This window comes from Flavobacterium sp. (assembly GCF_035299245.1).
Classification (GTDB): domain Bacteria; phylum Bacteroidota; class Bacteroidia; order Flavobacteriales; family Flavobacteriaceae; genus Flavobacterium.
In genome coordinates this window covers 59,613-81,189 of sequence record NZ_DATGWY010000004.1, presented here as the reverse complement: position 1 = coordinate 81,189, position 21,577 = coordinate 59,613, and the positions used below count along the sequence as shown (strand labels likewise).

Sequence of the window (21,577 nt, the reverse complement as noted above, 5' to 3'; positions counted from 1 at the left end):
AGTGGCTCACCCAGTTTTTGGGTTCGCATTGATTGATGATTGATTGTGCTATTATTTACAATTTTTACTGATTTTTTTTAACGTTTCACTCATGATTTGAATGTCGTTTTCGCTAATTCCTTCCAAAGCTTTTTTCCGATTTTGAAGAACAACTGCATACGTATCGGCTAAAATAGAATCGCCTTTTGAAGTCACGCTGAGGTTGAATTTTCTTCGATCGTTTGGATTGATTTCGCGTTCAACGTATTCTGATTGTACTAATAAATCGAGAATTCTAGTGATGGACGCGCTGTCTTTAAAGACTTTTTCTGCTAATTCTGCTTGAGTAAAATCAGGATTTTCCTTTAAGCTTTTTAACACCAACCATTGATCGATGGTGATTTTTAATCCGTTGGCTTTGATTTGCTTCTGCGCATACATTCGGTAGGTTTTAATGGCCTGTTCGATTTGATAAAAAATAACGTTCTTTAATTGCTCCATTCGAATAAATTTTAAACAAAACTAAAAATGATTTATCAATTGTTGATATATCAATTAAAAGTTTAACAAGAATTTAGAATTTGAGTAAAACATAAAAGCACTCAACTCTAATGAATTAAGTGCTTTTGTTGGTGTTATTCGAATTTTTTTAAAAAAGGTCTTCGCATTTAAAAACGTCTTTCAAACGCACCCCTTTTTCGGTGTTTTCAACTGTAATTATTTGATTGTGAGCGTCGTGCTCTAACATTAAGTAATAATTATTGTCAGCAGCCGCAGTCATGAATTTGGTTTTTTCACCCAAAGTCAATAATGGTCGTGTATCGTAACCCATTACATACGGAATCGGAATATGACCAGCAGTTGCCAGTAAATCACCACAAAAAACGATGGTTTTGTCTTGGTATTGAATGTGTGGTAGCATTTGTTTTTCGGTATGACCATCGGCATAGAAAATTCCGAAACCTAATTCGGTAGAAAAACCAAAATCACTGTCAGGTCTTTGAATAAAATGAAGTTGTCCGCTTTCTTGCATCGGAATGAGATTCTCGTGCAAAAACGACGCTTTTTCTCTCGCATTAGGCTTAGTTGCCCATTCCCAATGGTTTTCATTCGTCCAAAACTTGGCATTTTTGAAAGCGACTTCATAACCCGTTTTGTCAGCATTCCAATTGACACTTCCACCACAATGATCAAAATGCAAATGCGTCATGAAAACATCGGTCACATCATCGCGATGAAATCCATATTTTGCCAATGATTTATCCAATGAATGATCGCCCCAAAGCGAATAATAACTGAAAAATTTCTCCGATTGTTTGTTGCCCATTCCAGTATCAATCAATGTTAATCGATTGCCATCTTCAATCAAAAGGCAACGCGCAGCAATATCAATAAGATTATTTTCATCGGCAGGATTGGTGCGGTTCCAAATGGTTTTCGGCACCACGCCAAACATTGCGCCGCCATCGAGTTTAAAATTTCCGGCTTCTATAGGGTAGAGTTTCATGGTATCTTTTTTACAAATATAATTATTGTTCAATTAGTAATTAAAAAAGTATTTCTACTTTTATGGAAATGTAGGTTTACTTTTTTCAGAGTAAGACACTAATAAGTTAAATCATAGCTCAAAATGAAAAAACTTTGGATTCTTATTTTAATGCTACCCATAGCTTTTTATGGTCAAAACACCTCGAGTCAACAGTTGCAAAAAAAGGCAGATTCACTTTCTAAAATTCGAAAATTTGACGAATCATTTCTTATTTGGGAACAATTACAAAAGAATAAAAACGATAAAAATTTTTCGCTTTACTCGGCCAATTATTTGTATACCAAGGCTATGGATGAGGTCGAAAAAGGCAATTACAATCAAGCAATAGTTTATTTTAAAAAAGCCCTCCCATTTCATTCAAAAATACAACCAACGTCCCAAAACAAAAAGTTAATCAGCGATACATATTTGGAATTGTCGTATTGTTTGGATGATTGGGATGAAGTACTAAAGTATTTGAACATTTGTTATAGTTATACTTTAAAAAATCTTCCCAAAGATGCCAATGTGTATCGTTCTCTTGTTGATATTGGAGATGTACAACGACGTACAAGAAATTATGAGCAGTCAATTGTTTCTTTGGAAAAAGCCTTAAAACTAATTTACAAATTGGCTCCCAAAGACTATGAAGAACTGGGCTATGTTCACAATCTTTTGGCTATTTCGTATTCCGATTTACACTTTCACAATCAATCGTTACATCACTACACTAAAAGTTTAGAACTTCATATTCAATCCAATCGATTGGATAAAGCCTACGTTGTCAATTCGGCGAATAATACCATTTGGGAAAATTTGAATTATGGAGATGAAGCTAAAGCCAGAGAATTGGTGGCTTTCTTAAACAAAAACTTCTACAAATGGTACCGTCAAAAAGAGTTTGCTACAACCGATGTCGGAACGCTAAAAAACTGGAATTTGCATTTTAAATCGCTGCTGTATTTATCCAATCTAAGGATGAATGTTTTAGACAAAAAAGAGTCCATTGCAAAAAAATACCTTGATTCGATTGTTTTGGTGTTTGATAATTATTCAGAGGATAGAAAAAAGAAAGATAACACGATGTTGCTCAGTCGGTATGCCTATGAAAATGTATTTTTGTTCAAACCTATTGATGATGTTCCAAACAGTAAAAACCATATTGAATTCAACCTAAAAACGCTTCAAATAGCACGCAAAAGTGAATCCAAACACGACGAATTAGTGGCGTGCTTGAAACTAGCTAATGCCTATACTCGATACAAAAAGTACACAGAAGCACTAAATGTAATTGAAGAATCGAAAAAAATAAAGGAACCTTTTTTTAATGCCTCGCGGTTTACCATCGAAGTATTGGAAGCCACCTTACGGTATAATTTAAATCAAAATAATGAGTCGAAGTTGGTCTTTTTGAAGTCGTACCAAAAGTTATTGGCAAAACAAAGAACACTCAAGAATTTAAAGAGTTTACACTATTCCGATTTCAAAAAGTTCAACAGCGATGTTTTTATTAGAAATGTTCTGAATACGGCCAACATTTACTTCAAGAGTTATCAAAAAAGTAAAAGTAAAGACGATTTAGTCACAGCCAATAATTTGTATTTTATTGTTTCGGATATGTTCAGCGAATTTTATCAAAAAGGGAAATACAATTATCGGTTGAACGAGTTCAATAAAGAAATTGCATCTGGACTGTTGCAAACACAATTGCTCATTAATCCTAACGATACCAAAAAAATCAAAGCCATTTTAAATCGGATTGAAAACAATTCATCACAGCACTTATGGAATATTTTTGAATCCAAAAACAGCCAAAATCTGAAAGTTCCTGCTTCATTAATTCAAGAATACAATCAATTGGTTTTTGAAAAAAATGCTTTGATGCATTCAGGTGAAATAAAAAAAATGTCTGCAATTGATCAAAAAAAAGTAATACAAATTGAACAGAAAATCCAGCAAACAACTGCAGCTATTAACAAGTTTGATGCGGCTTATCAAACATTCAAATCCAATAGTTTTGATGTAGAGAAAGTACAAAATAAGCTGAAAAAGAATCAAACTATGGTGAAATACGTAGTCACTGATCTGAATGTTTATGCATTTGTTTTGAATCAAGATGACATTCAACTTCGTTATTTGTGCCCAACAAAAACAGCCAGAACGTTGACCCAAAATCATCTTAAAAACATTCGTTTGATTGACCAAAACTATGTTCAAAGCGCTACTAAATTACACGAAACTCTTCTTCAGCCCATTCTGGAAAAACACCCAACAACCTCTTTAATTGTTATTCCGGAAGATTTTTTAAATTACATTTCTTTTGAAAGTTTACAGAATAAAAAAGGACAATGGTTGATCAAAAACTATTTAGTGAGTTATGCTTATTCGATGAAACTTTGGGATATTTTACAAGAGAAAAGAATTTCAACATCATCCAATCAATTTGTATCATTTGCTCCTAATTATGATAAAATACCTTCAGCTCAACAAAATAGAGGTTTGCGAAGAGGAAATTTGTTCGACTTAAAAGAAGCAAAAAATGAAGCGAAGGTTATTAGCAATTTATTTAAGGGTCAGCTTTTTTTGAACGAGCAAGCCACCAAATCTAATTTTTTACAATCCACTACCTCATACAATTTTCATCATTTAGCAATGCATTCTTTAATGGAAGACAACTACAACGAGTCGTCTTTAGTTTTCACTAACAATCAAAAAGTATATTTTAATGAATTATATCAATTGAATTTTCCTTCTAAAATGGTGGTTTTGAGTGCTTGTAATACCGGAGTTGGCGAGCACGAAAACGGCGAAGGTATAATGAGTTTATCACGCGCATTAACCTATGCAGGAGTAAAATCGTCGGTGTACAGTTTGTGGCAAGTTCCCGATAAAGAAACCTCAGAAATCATGATTGCGTTTTACGAAAATCTAAAAGACGGTCAGTCGAAAGACGAAGCACTAGCCAATGCCAAACGCACCTTTCTTGAAAAAAACCCGATGAAAAATCATCCGTTTTATTGGGCCGGATTTGTAGTGAATGGCGATGTGCGACCTATCGATGAAGGCATTTCCATTTTTGTATACCTTGGAATTGCTCTTTTAATTGGCAGTGCAGTTTTTCTACTCAGAAAAAAACTATTTTAATTCTTTCAGTAATTTTTGAGCTTGTTCTTGCTGCGGATTTTGGTTTTCAGACAGCGATTGAAGTAATTCCGTCGCTTTTTCTTTTTCTCCTGCTTTCAAATACGACAAGGCTTTGTACCATTTAAAGTAAGGCGTGAATCCGTTGTTTTTATTAAGGTCAAATTGATCCATCAAGGTGATGGCTTCTTGAGGTTTGTTCAATTCAATTAATGATAAACTACTGTAAAAAAGCGCGTAATCGTCTTTGTCAGTAGCATACAATTGAGAGAATAATTCATAGGCTTTTTGGTAATTTCCGCTGTCGTATTCGTAGAAAGCTTGCGATTTGAGATCGGTTTTATTTTCTCCTCTTACGGTCGGCGCTACCACATTCGGATACGATTGATAGTACTCATCGTACAATTCAGTAGTGTCGGGTGACTGATTCATAAACCAATAACCTGCGACCAAAACAACCGCAATGGAAGCGGCAACCGACCATTTTAAAATCCAATTTTTTGTTGATTTTGGAGATTCGAACGACTGTAACTTCTGCTTCAATTCGGCTCTTTCATTCAACGTAATGGCTTGTTTTACATTTTTTTGAAAGGCAAATTCTTCGGCAAAAGAAGCATCAGTATCCAAATAATTTTGAAGGATTTTATGTTCTTCTTCCGAAAGTTGATTTTCGAAGTAGCGTTCTACTAATTGCTCTTTGTCCATGTTCATTTTATTTGCTGAGTTCTTTCAGTTGTTTCAAGCATCTTGACTTCTGACTTTTAAGAACATCTTTGTTGGTATACCCCAAAAGGGTTTGTATTTCGTCTAATTTTTTCTCTTCATAATAAAAAAGTTGAAGCACTTTTCTACATTGTTCTCCTAATTTTTTGAATCCGTTTTGCAGTAATTGGACTTGTAAGTTGGTTTCTTCTTCGCTGTAATCATCATATACCATTTCCACTTTTTCAAAATCATCCATCGCAATGGTTTTGCCTTCTTTCTTTAGTTTTTGAAAAATCATAAACTTTCCAATTCCAAATAAGTAAGTAGTAACACTGCTTTTTAAATCGTCGATTTTACCCTTTTTCGCATTTTCAATCAAGGCAATTATGGCATCCTGATAAACATCGATGAGGTCGTCATGGCTCAAATTATAGCGTTTGGCAAAAAGAATGAAACCGTTTTTATTGTCATTGTATACTGAACGGATGGTTTTCTCATCGTTTTTTTTCAATAAATCGATTACAACGCTGGATTCATTCATTAGTAGTTTTTTTTTATGGAAGTAAACAAATCTAAATAAAAAAAAATTACAGCACAATGTTTACTTTTTGAATGGGTGTTCACTAACGAGAAATTAAAACACCTTAACACATGAAAAAAATAGTAATTCTAATCGGATTGATAGTTGTTAATTTATCCGTAAACGCGCAAGAAACGGTTGGCGGTAGAGTAGTGAAAAAAGCCAAAGACAAAACCTACCAAAAAGGAGAAGACAACGGCGACGAAGTGGTTGATAAAACCCTCAACAAAGTAGAAGAAGGTATCAAAGGAATTTTCAAAAAGAAGGACAAGAAGAAAAAAGACGCTGACGAGCAAACCGAAGAAACCACCACTGCTACTTCTGAAAACGAAAATAAACAAACCACTTCAACCAAAAAGCCCGTAAAATCGAATTCAAAATTTGATTTTGTACCCGGAGAGAAAGAGTTGTATTTTGACAATTTCGAACGATTGAATACGGGTGATTTTCCAGCCGAATTCAACACCAATGCCAGCGGTGAAATTGTAAACATTGACGATAAAGATGGGAAATGGTTGAACATGACCAAAAACGGAGCTTTTATTCCCGATAACATAAAAAAATTGCCCGAAAATTTTACCATTGAATTCGAAGTCGGCATCAACACTGATCCCACTAATAATTATCCGGGTTTTGGATTGAATTTTTCAACTTCCAACGACAATTTATTCTTAGAACGATTTTTTGGTTCAGGAACATCAATTGTCTATTTACATCCTGGTGCCGAACAATTGAATGTGCAAGTCATTCCTTCCAATGGAACCGAAATCAATAATGAAATTCCGATGCCTCAATGGAACGCAAAGAATAACAACTTTGTAAAAGTATCGGTTTGGAGACAAAAAGCAAGACTTCGTGTCTATGTCAATGAAGACAAACTTCTTGATATGCCACGTTTTTTCACCGAATCGAAAAACTATGATTTTGCCTTTTTCAGAAGCTTTTTTGAAGAATGTGAAGTGTATTTGACCAACATTCGCTATGCTGTGGCCGGAGCCGATACTCGAAATAAATTAATTACCGAAGGCCGATTTGTAACCAACGGAATTTTATTCGACGTAAACAGCGATAAAATCAAACCCGAAAGCGCAACTGTACTCAATGAAATGGCTACTGTTTTGAAAGAAAATCCAACGGTTAAAGTCAAAATAATTGGTCATACCGACAGTGATGGTGATACTTCAGCGAATCTATCACTTTCACAAAAAAGAGCATTAGCAGTCAAAAACAGTTTAGCAACCAATTACGGAATCGACCCGAATCGCTTTCAAACCGACGGAAAGGGCGAAAGTGAACCATTAAACGGAAATAAAACGGCTGTTGAAAAAGCACAAAATCGTCGTGTTGAATTTGTAAAACTATAAATGAACCCATGAAAACAATTCTAACCGCAGTACTGAGTCTTTTCTTTCTTGCTTTTACCTGCGAAGGCGATAAAAAAGAAAACAATTCCACTATGGAAGACGAACTCAACCAAGTAATAAACGATAAAGTGATTTTGGCCGACGATTTTAAAGGCAAATTAGATGAATTGCTCACGCTCGAATTAGCCGCAGAAACAAGCGGATATCCGGCCGCAGAAGCCAAAAAAAGTCCCGATACTGAAATCGAAAAAAAGTACAATAAAATTTCAATTTCGTATTCGTGGGAAAAATCAAATCGCATGCAAACTGTTGAGGTCATGGGCAGAAAAATTGAAGCGCCAAGACCCGATAAAGTGGAACTGAGTTGGGTAAAAAACACCACTTTGGAAGCGTTCAAAAAAGAAAATCACAACCCAACCGAAGCCGAAATCAAACAAGCCGATGAAGCTATTGCTAAAAAAATGAACGAGTTAAATTCGGATGGAAAAGCCACCAAGCAACAAACCGACGGCGCGAGTTCAATAGCCAAAAACGCCATGAAAAATTTTAGTGTAGAAGAGGTGAAAGGCGTGGGTGATTACGCTGTATTTACCAATACAAAATTTGCAGGCGTGCCCATGCGCGAATTAAGAGTGTTGTACAAAGGTTTGTCGTTTCAACTCACCGTTGACTTATCCGATGATGCTTCGGTAAACGATGCCAAAGCCATCGCTTTAGCCCAAAAAATTATTAATCAAAAATTACAATAACCATGAAAAAAATTCAATTCTCCTTTTTAGTAGTTCTGTTAACCATTGCAAACACTTTTGCACAAGCGTTGCCCGAAACCGTTAAATACGACTTCAAATTCGATTGGTTGGCCGCGCATACCATCAATCAAAATATAAATGTTGGAACCGAAAGTGTCCACGGAATTGGCTATTGCCGTTTGTTTGTAAAAAATAAAATCACAGGCAATGAAGATCAAATTCAACCCACCGGATTTAAGTATATTGGTGACTATGGTCGCGTTTTTGAAGTACCCAGAAATGGCGGGATGAAAGTGAGTAATGGCAATATCAAATCGCTGATGAATACTAAAGTTCGCTTCCAATTTGAACCCGCCAAATACGGCTATAAAACCATGAAAGAACTCGAAGACAATGCGTATTTTAAGATTGTTTACGAACTCAAAGTCTACAAACCTGTAAACGATGAAATAGTTGGAAAACTAGAAACGATTGTGTTTTTGAAAGACGCAAACATGCCCGCAATAACATTAGAGCAAGCAAAAAGAACAACCAATATTCCAACTCGCGTAGGTTACATGCGTTTCAACAAAGCCAAATACAATCTCGGAATTGTATATAGCATCACACCATTACATTAAAATTAGATGAAAAAGATATTTTTTACATTACTACTTCTATGTGGTTTTCTGGGTCAGGCGCAAATTGTTTTTAAAAATCGTGACCCAAAAGGGAGTTTGCCAAAATTCATCATTAAAAATGGCGAAACTGAAATTTATAATAAGCTTGGAGGCAAAGAAAATCTGATTCAAGCTTTCAAACAAGTACCCCAAATTTACGATAATTTAGACGGTAGATCACGAGCCAGAATGACAGTTTCGATTACTGATAATGTGGCCAGACGAACTTTTGTTGTGACCTATACCTTGTACAGACAAACACAGAAATACGCGGCTGGAATCGAATACACCATCGATTTTCACGACAAACGACCCAATAAAGTTTTTAACGAATATTTTGATTCCATTTAATACCAAAAAATAAATCTCATTCACATGAAAAATACCATCACAGTGTTACTTTTTACAGTAGCTAGTTTTTTTTCGCATGCGCAACTTGTGCAAGGCGAAGTAAAAATAAACGAACAATCCAAAGCAGAAATCACACTAAAATCGAATAAAATAGTAAATCTGTACGCTGATTTTAGAGATAAAAAACACCAGATCCATTTTGTTTTTACGGGTATTGATATTCCGCAAAATTCCGATAAACAAGAAGTCGTTCAGTTTGTCTTTAACACTACGGTCAAAAAAGACGGAAAAGTATTGGGAAGCCTTAAAAGAAGTCCGATTCCGTTTTTTCCTGGCGATATGTTTATGCCAGTAGAAACCTTCGATTTCATTTCGATTTTATCCAATATCCAAACCAATTCCAACGAAACGATTTCTGAAATTCCGAAAGGCAATTATGAAGTCATTTTAGAAGCAAAACCACTCGGAGTAAAAGGCGAAATCCAATCGGCACGCCTATTTATCAAAATGTAACCCATGAAAAACCTGTTTTTTCTTGCTTCGTTTTTGATGTTTGTTTCCTGTAAAAAAGAAGAAATTCTGTTGACTGAAAACCTTCCGATTGAGACAAAGTCGAAAGAAACCATCAAAGAACAAAACGATACCCTAGCGTATTTTGATCAAGCGTTGACGTATCGCTTTGAAATTAATGGAATAACCGAAGAACTTTGGTTTTACGTCAATGAACAAACCCAACAAGTGTTGTACGTTCCGAACGATGATATGATTCAGGCCGTAATTTCTTATCCTGACGGGAAATACGTGATTTTTGCTACGGATGAACACGGTCAAAAAGTTCGATTGGAACAGCAAATTAATGCAGTCGTTTCTTCGGAAATAGAAGATAAACTCTTAGCGCCATTGGAAGAAAAAATAATCATTTCACAAAAAAACGTCCAACAAAAAGATCTTATTTGCAGTGGATACATCTTGAAATACCTGAAAATGGAAGGCAGTGAAATTCTTTTTGCAACGACTCAAATTCCAATCAATAGCTTTCAAGTGTATGGATTTTCAAGGTTGGATGGCGATGGCCGAATTCCGATCAATTTGGATTTCATCAACGTATTTCAAAAAAAGCAATTGATTACACACATTGACCGAGAAGATTTCCAATTGCAATTGCTCAATTACGGACCCAACACCTACGAGTTTCACCTCAAATCTTATTTAAAATCATGATAAAAAAAATACTTTTGCTCAGTTTTTTTGGTCTTTCGACCTTGAGTTTGGCACAACAAAAACCCAAAAGCAAAACCAATGTTCCCATCATCAAAGACAAGCCCAAAACGAATGTGCCAGTTTTAGAAGACAAACCAAAAGCCAACGTACCCATTTTAACTGATGCGGATGACTTATTAGATGTAAAAAGCAACGAACCCGATCCAAACGATTTATTGGATGTTACGGTTTCGATTCCGAAGCCCAAAACACCCAATGCAGGTCAATTGGTGTATAACGAAATCGGTTTGAACGGAAGTTTTTCATTCAATAAAAAAATCGGTTTTTCCGTTCATTCCTCCGAAGGCGAATTGGTTTCCTATTTCTACCTCAATACCAAAAACGGGTATGCTATGCTCGATTGGAAAGGCATCAAAGAGCTGTTACGCGAAAATCCAGAAGGCGAAATGACGCAGATTAAAACAGCCAATAACGATTTTTACCAGTACATCAAAAGTTCGGAAGGCAATTTTTCTATGAAAATGGGTAGCGGTCAATCGATGGTGGTACACGACATCCAAACCGGAATGTTAAGCCAGCAGTTTTTCAAAACCTTTAAAAAGACGGGAAATAAAGTAGGGAAAGTCGGCGGCAACAAATACCCAAGAGTGGAATATTCGGGAACGTACGAAGGGCAAAAAATGTCCATTTGGTTGTCCAATCCGCAAGAAGTTTTGATTGATACCCAATTCACCTACAGTATTTCGGGCTATTGGGGTTTGGGATTCATCGCCAGTCCGACTGGAAAAACGTATATGATTACTGGAGTTGTGGGTGATGGCGTTTCGATTTTTATGAACTACATTGAGAATGCTAGTGTGAGTTTTTCGGGTAAAGGCTATAAGCCGATGGGCGAAATGATGGGTCATGCAATGGCGCAAAACAGTGCCGAAATGAATGCTTCCTTGGAACAAATGTACGCTGAAGCCAATGCAGAGAAAGATCCGAAACTAAAAAAACTGAAATTACAACAAATCAAGCAGGCTGAGCAATTGATGCAAAACACAAAGTCGAGTGCAACTACCTTTTCACAAACAAGTGATATGCAAGACGCGCCTTTTGTAAAAAACGCCAATAGTGAAGACGCAATGGGTAATTATTACAACATCTTGTTAACCAATTTGGATCAATCGATTCGAGAACACGAACTCGGACTAAAAGAAGCTCAAAAAAATAACGACGCCAAAGCCATCAATAGTTATGCGTGTCTTATCTCGTGCACTACCACAGAGCGAATTCGGTTTGAAAAAGTAAAAACAGAGCATGTTCGAATTTTGAAACAATACAAAAATAATGAAGAGCTGCTCGATGAAAAAATCAATCAATTGCTACAAAATCAAGGGCAATTGCAACCGTGTAATTGTCAGTAATAGTTAGGTTAATTGGAAAACCGTTCATTTTTTTGAGCGGTTTTTTGTTTCAGATGTTTACTTTTTTCATGAAGCAACACTAAGTAGAAACGTAAAATACTACTAACATGAAAAAAATTACATTCATCATCCTATTTATTGCCTTACAAAGTTATGCTCAAGTTGAGGTTGTTTCCAATTTTAGTTGGGGAAATAAAACAAAAGTCAGCAACAAAATTATTTTTACACACAGCACACCAGAATTTGGTGCCGAATTATGGGTTTCTGATGGTACATCAGCAGGAACTATGATTTTAAAAGACATGAATATCGGCGCCTCAAGCAGTTCGCCTAATTTTCTAACATTGATAGATGATGTAGTTTATTTTCAAGCCAATACTAATCAAATATGGAGAACTGATGGTACTGCTGTAGGAACGTATGCTATTGTTAGTAATAATCAAGTTACAAACCCCAAAAATTTTACCAAAGCGGGACAATTTATTTTCTTTTCTGAAGGTTCAGCAGGAAGCAGTTGCTGTCATTCTCTTTGGAAAACACTGACAACACCCAATAGTGAGTCAATGGTAACACCAACAACTACTTTTGTAGACGTTGATGGAATCGCTACCTTAGATGATGATGAAGTTATTTTTAATGCTAAAACAAGTTCTGGATGGGGAATTTGGCGTTCGAATGGTGTGGTGAACGAATTGATAAAAGACATTAATTCGGGGACAAATTCTTTAGATATTCCACAAATGCGACTTCCAAAAAATATTGAAGGCACGATTTATTTTAATGGTTTTTCAGCCGATTTTGGAGGAGAACTTTGGACAAGTGACGGAACCTTCCCAGAGACAAAAATGATAAGGGATATTTATACATTAAATGATAATCCTTTCTCAAATTTAAGCAGTTCATCACCTACAAAATTCACCAAAGTAGGAACGGATGTTTATTTTTCTGCGCGAGACATTAATTATGGATACGAAGTTTGGAAGACCAACGGATCGGCTTCTGGAACCATGATGGTAAAAGATATTAATGTTGGAAACAATGCTAATTTTGGTCCGGATAGTTTCACCAACGTGGATTCACTTTTATATTTTACGCAAGGACTTAGTGAAAATCCGGGAACTACTCAAATATGGAAAACCAACGGCACTGAAGAGGGCACAACAGCAGTAACAACAATACCTGGTAGTTATTTAAATTCCATTGAATTGTTCTATTACAACGGAATAATTTATTTCAGTTTATTCAATCCCACCACAGGTTCTGAATTATGGAAAGTGGATACTGCTTCTGACACTGTTTCATTACTTGCAGACATTGCATCTGGAACATTGAGTTCTGAACCCACTGGTTTTTTCGAATACAATGGATTCATTTATTTTACTGCAACCTCAGATGGAACCTTCGGTGGCATCAAAACCTATCGAATAGCCGAACAATCACTTTCAAACCAAGCCATTCAAAAAAACAAAGTGACCATTTTCCCAAATCCTACAAAAGATGTTATTACAATTGAATTGGACAACGAATCCGATTTCACTCTTGAAATGTACAATCTAATCGGTGAGAAAGTAGCGCATTTCCTCAATCAAAAAACCATCGATGTTTCGCACTTGACAGCAGGAATTTATATGTTGAAAGTTAAAGATCATGAATCGAATAGTGTACAGAATTTTAAGTTGATTAAAAAGTAATGCGATTCAGTTATAGTCATCCAAAAATAGTAAAACCCAACACCACAATGAAACGATTTTTAATTCTTTTGATACTGAGTCAGGTTTCGTTTTCACAAGTCGGAATCAACACCAGTACTCCAAATGCTTTGTTCGAAATTAAAACGGCTAATGAAGCCAATCCAACAGCTACAGACGGAATTTTAGTACCGAAAATAGATACTTTTCCATCAACAAATCCAACTTCAGCTCAGCAAGGAATGTTGGTATATTTAAAAAATACGATTGGCACCAATTTACCCGGATTTTACTATTGGGATGAGGCAACAACCTCGTGGAAATCAGTTACGACAAAACCCGACGTCGATTTTTTAACCGTTGGCACGAATCAAACACCCATGAATACGACCGATAACAAATATACTTTTGGTAATAACGGAATTGGTATAGATACACCACTTTTTCCACTTCATGTGCGAGGCAGAGCGGCATTGGGACAAAATTTTGACACCAAAGGTCAACTTACTTTTTTCCCGGGTAATGGTGGCGCATGGTTTCATTTGGAAAACAAAAATAGCGGTAAATTCGGACTCTCACATGGACCGACACCTGGCGCATTTGATTTGATAACCTGGGATATTTCAGGAAATACTGGAATTGCCACACCTAATCCAACCAATACGCTACACGTTGTAGGTTCGGTTCGTTTTGAGAATGGAACTCAAGACAACGGACGTGTTTTAACCTCAGACGCAAATGGTGTCGCAACTTGGCAAAGCCCAAACCTTTCAGGAGCTTGGCTTACAACTGGAAATGTTGTAAATGAAACATTAGATTTTATTGGTTCCACAAACGATGCGGATCTAATTTTTAAACGAAACAACATTTTTGCTGGAACAATAACAGAAGCTTTACTTCAAAATACTTCTTTTGGACTCGGAAGCAATCGATTGGGTTCAGCCAACACCGCTTTTGGATTTAATACTTTAAATGTAAATAATGGAAATAACAATACAGCTTTAGGTTCTTCGGCTTTGCGAAATAACTCCAATGGCGGGCAAAATACCGGTATAGGTTTTGGTTCTCTTCTATCAAATACTACGGGAAACAACAATACTAGTTTAGGGTCGTCGTTAAACTTAAATACCCAAGGAAGTCAAAACATAGCAATCGGTAATTTTAGTTTAGAACAGAATACCTTTCAAAGTAATAATGCTGCACTAGGATATTGTGCCCTAAGATTTTTAACTTCGGGTGAGCAAAATACGGTAGTAGGAAATTTTGCAGGTCAAAATTTACTTTCAGGCAGTCAAAATGTTTACTTGGGCTATGCTAGTGGACGATCGAGTGCTGGAACAGGAAATGTTTTAATAGGCAATCAATCGGGTGAAAATCTGGCTGCATCCAATCGACTTTTTATTGAAAACACTAATTCTAATTTGCCGTTGATTTATGGCGAATTTGATAATGATGTAGTAAAAGTGAATGGTGAGTTTCGCATCAATAAAGTCTCCACTTCCAACAATGAAGCTGTCATCAAAAACGATAACCGATACATCCATCAAACGGATAATAACCTATTTTTTGGCGTTGGCGGTAATGAATTTTTAATGGCTTCACGCGAAAACATCAATGAAACAGGCGGAATTAGAGGTGATGGAGATAATATAGCGATTTGGGCTCCAGCCGATTTTGGACGTTTAGTGCGGTTTTTGGATGAAGATTTTTGGTCCGACAACAACGGAAACCCTTATGATAATGGAGCAGAACGCGCTTATATTGATCAAAACGGGCAGTATTTTCAAGTTTCAGACAGGAATAAAAAAGAGAACATTGCGCCTCTTTCCAATGCTTTACAAACCATTAAGCAAATTTCAGGGTATTCGTATGATTTTGTAATTAATGAAGAAGAACGACTCAAAAACGAAAAGCCCAAAAAAGCAATAGGTGTTTTGGCGCAAGAACTCCTTGAAGTAGTTCCAGAAGCAGTGGAGGTTAATGATTCGTCGGAATTATTTGTCAACTATTCGGCGCTTATACCATTATTAATTGAGGCTAACAAAGAACAACAGAACATAATTGAACAGTTATTGACACGAGTACAACTATTGGAAAACAAAGAAAAATAATTCAATAAATTAGTAGTTTTTTTCTTGAAATCCTCATTTGAATTTTTGATTTGAGGGTTTTTTCTTGAAATCAATTTTTTCTATCCTAACATTAGTTATAAAAATGTTACGATTTGTGGAAAAAATGGATAATTGTAGTAACTTTGCCGTTAATTTAGACAAAATCAAAATAAGCTATGATCAAAGTTTCTGATACAGCAAGCAAAAAAATCATCGAAATGATGAACGACGATGGTTTTGATGCCAACCAACATTACGTTCGCGTTGGCGTAAAAAGCGGTGGTTGCTCGGGTTTGTCGTATGAATTGAAATTCGACAAAGAACTCGGAGAAAACGACAAGGTTTTTGAAGATAATAACGTGAAAATTGCCGTAGAAAAAAAATCATTCCTTTATTTGGCTGGAACCATTCTAGAATTTTCTGGTGGTTTGAACGGAAAAGGATTTGTTTTTAATAATCCGAATGCAAGTAGAACTTGCGGATGTGGTGAATCATTCTCACTATAGTAGTAGCGGTTTAAAATATAACCCTCGAAGGGTTTTGAACCCTTCGAGGGTTAAAAAAAAGTAACATGAGCAAGTACACAGAAGAAGACTTAAAAGTCGAACTCGAAAATAAAGAATACGAATACGGTTTTTATACCGATTTGGATTCGGAAACTTTTCCAATCGGACTTAATGAAGACATCGTTCGCGCTATTTCTAAAAAGAAAGACGAGCCCGAATGGATGACTCAATGGCGTTTGGAAGCGTTTCGCGCTTGGACTGAAATGATTGAACCTGAATGGGCCAACGTACACTACGAAAAACCCGATTTTCAAGCTATTTCGTATTATTCGGCACCCAAAAAAGCCGATCCGAATAAAACATTAGACGATGTTGATCCGGAATTATTAGCGATGTACAAAAAGCTGGGAATTTCAGTTGATGAACAAAAAATGATGAACAACGTGGCCATGGATATTGTGGTCGATTCGGTTTCGGTTGCTACTACGTTCAAAAAAACATTATCCGAAAAAGGAATTATTTTTTGTCCAATTTCTGAAGCGATAAAAGAACATCCTGAATTGGTTCAGAAATACCTCGGAACCGTTGTGCCACAAAGAGACAATTTTTATGCTGCTCTCAACTCGGCCGTTTTCTCTGATGGAAGTTTTTGTTACATTCCAAAAGGCGTAAAATGCCCGATGGAATTATCAACTTATTTCCGTATTAATCAAGCAGGAACAGGACAATTTGAGCGCACACTTTTAATTGCCGATGAAGGCAGTTATGTGTCGTATCTAGAAGGTTGTACAGCGCCAAGTCGCGATGAAAATCAATTGCACGCCGCTGTGGTTGAATTGATTGCTCTAGACGATGCTGAAATCAAATATTCAACCGTACAAAACTGGTATCCAGGCAATAAAGAAGGAAAAGGTGGAGTCTATAATTTTGTGACCAAAAGAGGTTTGTGCGAGAAAAACGCTAAAATTTCGTGGACACAAGTAGAAACAGGTTCAGCGGTGACTTGGAAATATCCTTCTTGTGTGTTGAAAGGTGACAACTCGGTGGGTGAATTTTATTCGATTGCAGTGACCAATAATTTCCAACAAGCCGATACGGGAACCAAAATGATTCATTTAGGTAAAAACACCAAATCGACTATTATTTCTAAAGGTATTTCAGCAGGAAAATCACAAAACAGCTACCGCGGTTTGGTTCGAATTAGCGCCAACGCCGAAAATGCTCGTAACTTCTCACAATGCGACAGTTTGTTGATGGGAAATAATTGCGGAGCTCATACGTTTCCATACATCGAAAGTAAAAATTCGTCTGCTAAAATCGAACATGAAGCAACCACTTCAAAAATCGGAGAAGACCAAGTGTTTTATTGTAACCAACGCGGAATCCCAACAGAAAAAGCCATTGCATTAATTGTGAATGGTTTTAGTAAAGACGTATTGAATAAATTACCGATGGAATTTGCTGTTGAAGCTCAAAAATTACTTGAGATTTCACTCGAAGGTTCGGTGGGTTAAAATTATAAATCATGCAATTATCTAAAGGCCAAAAGACTCTTATCGGAATTTTACATTTCTTACCCATTTTAGGGTTCATTTCCTACTTCGTTTTCTTTTTTGTGTTCATCATTGGAAATATTGAGAGCATAGAAAATAATGGAAACAATCCGCCAAATCCAGCGCAATTTATAAGTGGTTTTATTGGAGCATTTTTAATCATAATTGTTTCAATACTCGTTGCCATTGGAGTAAAAATTTTCGACATCATCCATTTAGTAAAATCAAACAAGAACGATACAAATAACAAAATTTTAATGTGGGTATTGCTTTTTGTTTTTACAGGTATAGTATCCGAAATAGTTTACTTCTTTTTAGAAATCGTTCCAGAGAAGAAGAACAAAATAACAGAAGAACAATCACAGAATTTTCAATAAAAAACAGACAATGTTAAGTATAAAAAATCTACACGCTTCAGTTGAAGATAAAGAAATATTGAAAGGAATTAACCTCGAAATTAAAGCAGGTGAAGTACACGCGATTATGGGACCAAATGGAGCTGGAAAATCAACTCTTTCGTCGATTATTGCGGGTAATGAAAATTACGAAGTTACCGAAGGCGAAATCCTTTTGGAAGGCGAAGATATTTCAGAATTGGCACCAGAAGAGCGCGCTCACAAAGGTGTTTTCTTGTCGTTTCAATATCCAGTTGAAATTCCGGGTGTTTCAGTGACCAATTTCATGAAAACCGCCATTAACGAAAGCCGTAAAGCCAACGGGAAAGAGGAAATGCCAGCCAACGAAATGTTGAAATTAATTCGTGAAAAATCAGAATTACTAGAAATCGATCGTAAGTTTTTGTCACGCTCATTAAACGAAGGTTTTTCGGGCGGTGAAAAGAAACGTAACGAAATCTTTCAAATGGCGATGTTGGAACCAAAAATCGCGATTTTGGACGAAACCGATTCGGGCTTGGACATCGATGCATTGCGAATCGTGGCTAATGGTGTGAATAAGTTGAAAAACGAAAACAACGCCGTATTAGTGATTACACACTATCAACGTTTGTTGGATTACATTATTCCCGATTTCGTACACGTTTTAATGGACGGAAAAATCGTAAAATCAGGCGGAAAAGAATTGGCTTACGAGTTGGAAGAAAAAGGATACGATTGGATTAAAAGTGAGTTGGTCTAACTGTTTGTAGTTTATTGTTTATTGTTCTCGCAACCATAAACTAAAAACCATAAACCATAAACACAAAAAATGGATTTAAAAGAAAAATTAGTATCGTCGTTCATGGCTTTTGAAGAACAAATTGATGTTCATTCTCAGCTTCATGATGTGCGTACTTCGGCGATAAAAAACTTTGAAAATAAAGGTTTCCCAACCAAAAAGGAGGAAGCTTGGAAATACACTTCGTTGAATTCGGTTTTGAAAAATAATTTCACCGTTTTCCCAAAACACGAAAATGCTATTGAATTTGCTGAGGTAAAGAAGTATTTTTTACACGAAATTGATACGTACAAAGTCATTTTCATCGACGGAAAATACAGCTCATTTCTTTCGGCTACTACGCACGAAGGTTTGGACGTTTGCTTGATGTCATCGGCATTGAATAAACCCAAATACAAAATGGTAATCGACGAATATTTCAACCAAATTGCTAGCAAAGACGAGAGTTTGACTACGTTGAATACCGCTTTCGCGAATGAAGGAGCGTACATCAACATTCCGAAAAGTAAAGTGGTTGAAAAACCCATTGAAATCATCTATTTCTCGACAGGAAAAGAAGATGCGTTGATGGTACAACCACGTAATTTGGTAATTGTTGGCGAAAATGCTCACGTACAAATCATCGAACGCCATCAAAGTCTGAATGAAAACCCAGTGTTGACCAATTCTGTGACTGAAATTTTTGCTCAAAAACGTGCGATAGTCGATTACTACAAAATCCAAAACGATTTGCAATCGGCCAATTTGATTGACAATACGTACATTTCTCAAAAACAGGAAAGTAGAGTATCAGTTCATACTTTTTCTTTCGGAGGAAACATTACCCGAAACAATCTGAATTTCTATCATTTTGGCGAACGAATTGACTCAACATTAAAAGGAATTACTATTATTGGCGATAAGCAACACGTTGATCATTACACCTTGGTTAACCACGCAACACCCAACTGCGAAAGTCATCAGAACTACAAAACCATTTTGGCTGATAGTTCGACTGGTGTTTTCAACGGGAAAATTTTCGTAGAAAAAGAAGCTCAGAAAACCGACGCGTTCCAACAAAACAACAATATTTTATTAGGTGATAAAGCGACCATCAACGCCAAACCACAATTGGAAATTTTTGCTGATGATGTGAAATGTTCACACGGTTGCACGATTGGACAATTGGACGAAAGCGCGATGTTTTACATGCAACAACGCGGAATCCCGAAAAAAGAAGCCAAAGCTTTATTGATGTATGCATTCTCTAACGAAGTCATCGAGAGCATCAAAATACCTGAACTAAAACAACGCATCACCAAAATCATTGCTACCAAATTGGGCGTGAATTTGGGGTTTGATTTGTAGTTGTTACGAGAATCGAAGTAATCACAATAAATTAACCGCAAGGTTCGCTATGATTTACGCAAAGAGCGCAAGGTTTTTTACTTTTGCGCTCTTTGCGATTTTTACTTTGTGCTCTTTGCGGTTAGACAAGAAACAACGCCACTCAACAACCCATTAAAATCAAATTCAGGATCTTCTTTTAAACCCATTCGAACAATCACTAAATCGTGACTTGGGAAAATCGCCACCATTTGACCTTGGTAACCACTGGCATAATACATGTCTTTTGGAGCATTGGGGAATTTTCCGCCAGCATTGAGCCAGAATTGTGCGCCGTATTGCCCGTTGGAAGTGTTGGTTGGAGTTGATACGTATTTCGACCAACTTTCGTCAAAAATTTGCTCGCCGTTCCAATTGCCTTTGTGCAAATAGAGTAAGCCAAATTTAGCCCAATCGCGTGTTGTTGCCCAACCGTAAGACGAACCTACAAAATTCCCTTTCATATCCACTTCCACCAAAGCCGAATGCATTCCGATTTTATCAAACAAACTACTGTACCAAAAGTCTAAGTATTCTTGATGCGTTTTGAATTGTTTTCTCAAAATGCCACTCAACAAATTGGTCGTTCCCGATGAGTAATTCCAAGTGCTATTGGGTTTTCCAACCAACGGTTTGTCAATCTGTGGAGTCGTCATGTCTTCAGCAATGAAAAGCATTTTAGTCACATCCGAAATTTTGCTGTAATCTTCTTCCCATTCTAAACCTGAGTTCATGTGGAGCAAATCGTTGAGGGTGATTTTTGATCGTTCATCGTTTTTCCACTCAGCAATTGGCGCAGGTTTCATAATGTCGATTTTGCCTTGTTTTTGCAGAATTCCAAAGAAAGTTCCCGTTAAGCTTTTGGTCATTGACCAACCTAAAATTCGAGAGTTTTTGTCAAAACCATCGGCGTATTTTTCAGCGATGATTTTGTCTTTGTAAATAACGATTACCGAACGTGTTCGCTTGTCTTTTTTACCTTTTGCATCAAAAGCATTTTCAACAACTGAATTTAATTTTTTGTAATCAACATTCGAAAAAACGGAATCAGTTGGCTCGTTATTCCCGTAAGGAAAAGGCAAGTTGTTTTTGAGTTGTGTTCGTTTCGGAACCAAATAAGGCTTTGTTACATCAAAATCATCGTTGATTAAAGTCGCACCCAAACCTTCTCTGTAAATGGCTTTGCGCTCTTTCAATCCGTATACGGTTGCCGTTGCAAATTGGCCTTTATCATCAATTACATTAGTCGCCCAATCTACTTTGTCAATGTCGTTATCACCTTGTTGAATGGTTTCCAAACTTCGGTTATCCAAAAAATGTCCTGAAGCCACACTTTTAGAGGAAAAGCCCGAAATCAAATCGAGTTGCGGGTAAATAGCAATTCGCAAATAAATAACCACTATTAAAAGTAGTAAAGCGAAAATTTTGAGGAATTTTTTCATAGGAATAAATTTTATGCAAAATACAAAATAATAAACACACATTGCACAGA

At 36.4% G+C, this 21,577-nt stretch carries 20 protein-coding genes; 15 read left to right on the top strand and 5 right to left on the bottom strand.

All coding sequences use genetic code 11. The features are described from left to right. Positions 1–51 precede the first annotated feature (51 nt). Together VK161_RS02030 and VK161_RS02025 are read right to left on the bottom strand one after the other, a co-directional pair. On the bottom strand, positions 52–480 hold the full coding sequence (locus tag VK161_RS02030) for a MarR family transcriptional regulator (RefSeq protein ID WP_324213084.1): 429 nt from the start codon (positions 478–480) through the stop codon (positions 52–54). Between the two features lie 148 nt (positions 481–628). After that, a complete protein-coding gene (locus tag VK161_RS02025; protein WP_324213083.1) occupies positions 629–1,486 on the bottom strand; it encodes an MBL fold metallo-hydrolase in 858 nt (285 codons plus the stop codon). A gap of 123 nt (positions 1,487–1,609) precedes the next feature. Here VK161_RS02025 and VK161_RS02020 point away from each other — a divergent pair, with 123 nt between their 5' ends. Then, positions 1,610–4,651, top strand: a complete 3,042-nt coding sequence (locus tag VK161_RS02020) for a CHAT domain-containing tetratricopeptide repeat protein (protein WP_324213082.1) — start codon at positions 1,610–1,612, stop codon at positions 4,649–4,651. Here VK161_RS02020 and VK161_RS02015 read toward each other — a convergent pair. Both VK161_RS02015 and VK161_RS02010 read right to left on the bottom strand, forming a co-directional pair. Further along, complete coding sequence (locus tag VK161_RS02015; RefSeq protein WP_324213081.1) at positions 4,643–5,353, bottom strand: hypothetical protein; 711 nt, start codon at positions 5,351–5,353, stop codon at positions 4,643–4,645. The two genes, VK161_RS02020 and VK161_RS02015, sit on opposite strands and share 9 nt — an antisense overlap. A gap of 7 nt (positions 5,354–5,360) precedes the next feature. Beyond that, complete coding sequence (locus tag VK161_RS02010; protein WP_324213080.1) at positions 5,361–5,894, bottom strand: sigma-70 family RNA polymerase sigma factor; 534 nt, start codon at positions 5,892–5,894, stop codon at positions 5,361–5,363. Positions 5,895–6,004: 110 nt separating this feature from the next. Between VK161_RS02010 and VK161_RS02005 the strand changes: the two genes are divergently transcribed. The 14 genes from VK161_RS02005 (at position 6,005) to sufD (ending at position 20,067) form a co-directional block, all read left to right on the top strand. Further along, a complete protein-coding gene (locus VK161_RS02005) occupies positions 6,005–7,297 on the top strand; it encodes an OmpA family protein (RefSeq protein ID WP_324213079.1) in 1,293 nt (430 codons plus the stop codon). Positions 7,298–7,305: 8 nt separating this feature from the next. Next, a complete protein-coding gene (locus VK161_RS02000; RefSeq protein ID WP_324213078.1) occupies positions 7,306–8,046 on the top strand; it encodes a hypothetical protein in 741 nt (246 codons plus the stop codon). A gap of 2 nt (positions 8,047–8,048) precedes the next feature. Next, positions 8,049–8,666 carry a hypothetical protein gene (locus VK161_RS01995; protein ID WP_324213077.1) on the top strand — a complete coding sequence of 206 codons (618 nt, stop codon included), beginning with the start codon at positions 8,049–8,051 and terminating at the stop codon, positions 8,664–8,666. 6 nt (positions 8,667–8,672) lie between these two features. Continuing rightward, positions 8,673–9,056 carry a hypothetical protein gene (locus VK161_RS01990; RefSeq protein ID WP_324213076.1) on the top strand — a complete coding sequence of 128 codons (384 nt, stop codon included), beginning with the start codon at positions 8,673–8,675 and terminating at the stop codon, positions 9,054–9,056. Positions 9,057–9,080: 24 nt separating this feature from the next. After that, positions 9,081–9,569, top strand: a complete 489-nt coding sequence (locus VK161_RS01985; RefSeq protein WP_324213075.1) for a hypothetical protein — start codon at positions 9,081–9,083, stop codon at positions 9,567–9,569. A gap of 3 nt (positions 9,570–9,572) precedes the next feature. Beyond that, the gene (locus tag VK161_RS01980) at positions 9,573–10,277 is read left to right on the top strand and encodes a hypothetical protein (protein ID WP_324213074.1); all 705 of its coding nucleotides are present in this window, start codon (positions 9,573–9,575) and stop codon (positions 10,275–10,277) included. Continuing rightward, the gene (locus VK161_RS01975) at positions 10,274–11,686 is read left to right on the top strand and encodes a hypothetical protein (protein WP_324213073.1); all 1,413 of its coding nucleotides are present in this window, start codon (positions 10,274–10,276) and stop codon (positions 11,684–11,686) included. The genes VK161_RS01980 and VK161_RS01975 overlap by 4 nt, the downstream gene beginning before the upstream one ends. Before the next feature lie 107 nt (positions 11,687–11,793). Further along, the gene (locus VK161_RS01970) at positions 11,794–13,377 is read left to right on the top strand and encodes a T9SS type A sorting domain-containing protein (RefSeq protein WP_324213072.1); all 1,584 of its coding nucleotides are present in this window, start codon (positions 11,794–11,796) and stop codon (positions 13,375–13,377) included. Next, positions 13,377–15,485: a tail fiber domain-containing protein gene (locus tag VK161_RS01965; RefSeq protein ID WP_324213071.1), complete on the top strand. Its 2,109-nt coding sequence runs from the start codon at positions 13,377–13,379 to the stop codon at positions 15,483–15,485. Before VK161_RS01970 ends, VK161_RS01965 begins: the two co-directional genes overlap by 1 nt. Before the next feature lie 176 nt (positions 15,486–15,661). Then, entirely contained in the window at positions 15,662–15,991 is a 330-nt protein-coding gene (locus VK161_RS01960; protein WP_324213070.1) for an iron-sulfur cluster assembly accessory protein, read from the top strand. A gap of 65 nt (positions 15,992–16,056) precedes the next feature. Then, positions 16,057–17,505: a Fe-S cluster assembly protein SufB gene (gene sufB, locus VK161_RS01955; protein ID WP_324213069.1), complete on the top strand. Its 1,449-nt coding sequence runs from the start codon at positions 16,057–16,059 to the stop codon at positions 17,503–17,505. 11 nt (positions 17,506–17,516) lie between these two features. Next, on the top strand, positions 17,517–17,921 hold the full coding sequence (locus VK161_RS01950; RefSeq protein WP_324213068.1) for a hypothetical protein: 405 nt from the start codon (positions 17,517–17,519) through the stop codon (positions 17,919–17,921). A gap of 10 nt (positions 17,922–17,931) precedes the next feature. Then, complete coding sequence (gene sufC / locus VK161_RS01945) at positions 17,932–18,681, top strand: Fe-S cluster assembly ATPase SufC (RefSeq protein WP_324213067.1); 750 nt, start codon at positions 17,932–17,934, stop codon at positions 18,679–18,681. Positions 18,682–18,750: 69 nt separating this feature from the next. Then, the gene (sufD, locus tag VK161_RS01940; RefSeq protein WP_324213066.1) at positions 18,751–20,067 is read left to right on the top strand and encodes a Fe-S cluster assembly protein SufD; all 1,317 of its coding nucleotides are present in this window, start codon (positions 18,751–18,753) and stop codon (positions 20,065–20,067) included. Between the two features lie 101 nt (positions 20,068–20,168). On the opposite strand, the gene VK161_RS01935 is transcribed toward sufD, so the two are convergent. Continuing rightward, on the bottom strand, positions 20,169–21,527 hold the full coding sequence (locus VK161_RS01935) for a serine hydrolase (protein WP_324213065.1): 1,359 nt from the start codon (positions 21,525–21,527) through the stop codon (positions 20,169–20,171). Between the last annotated feature and the right edge of the window lie 50 nt (positions 21,528–21,577).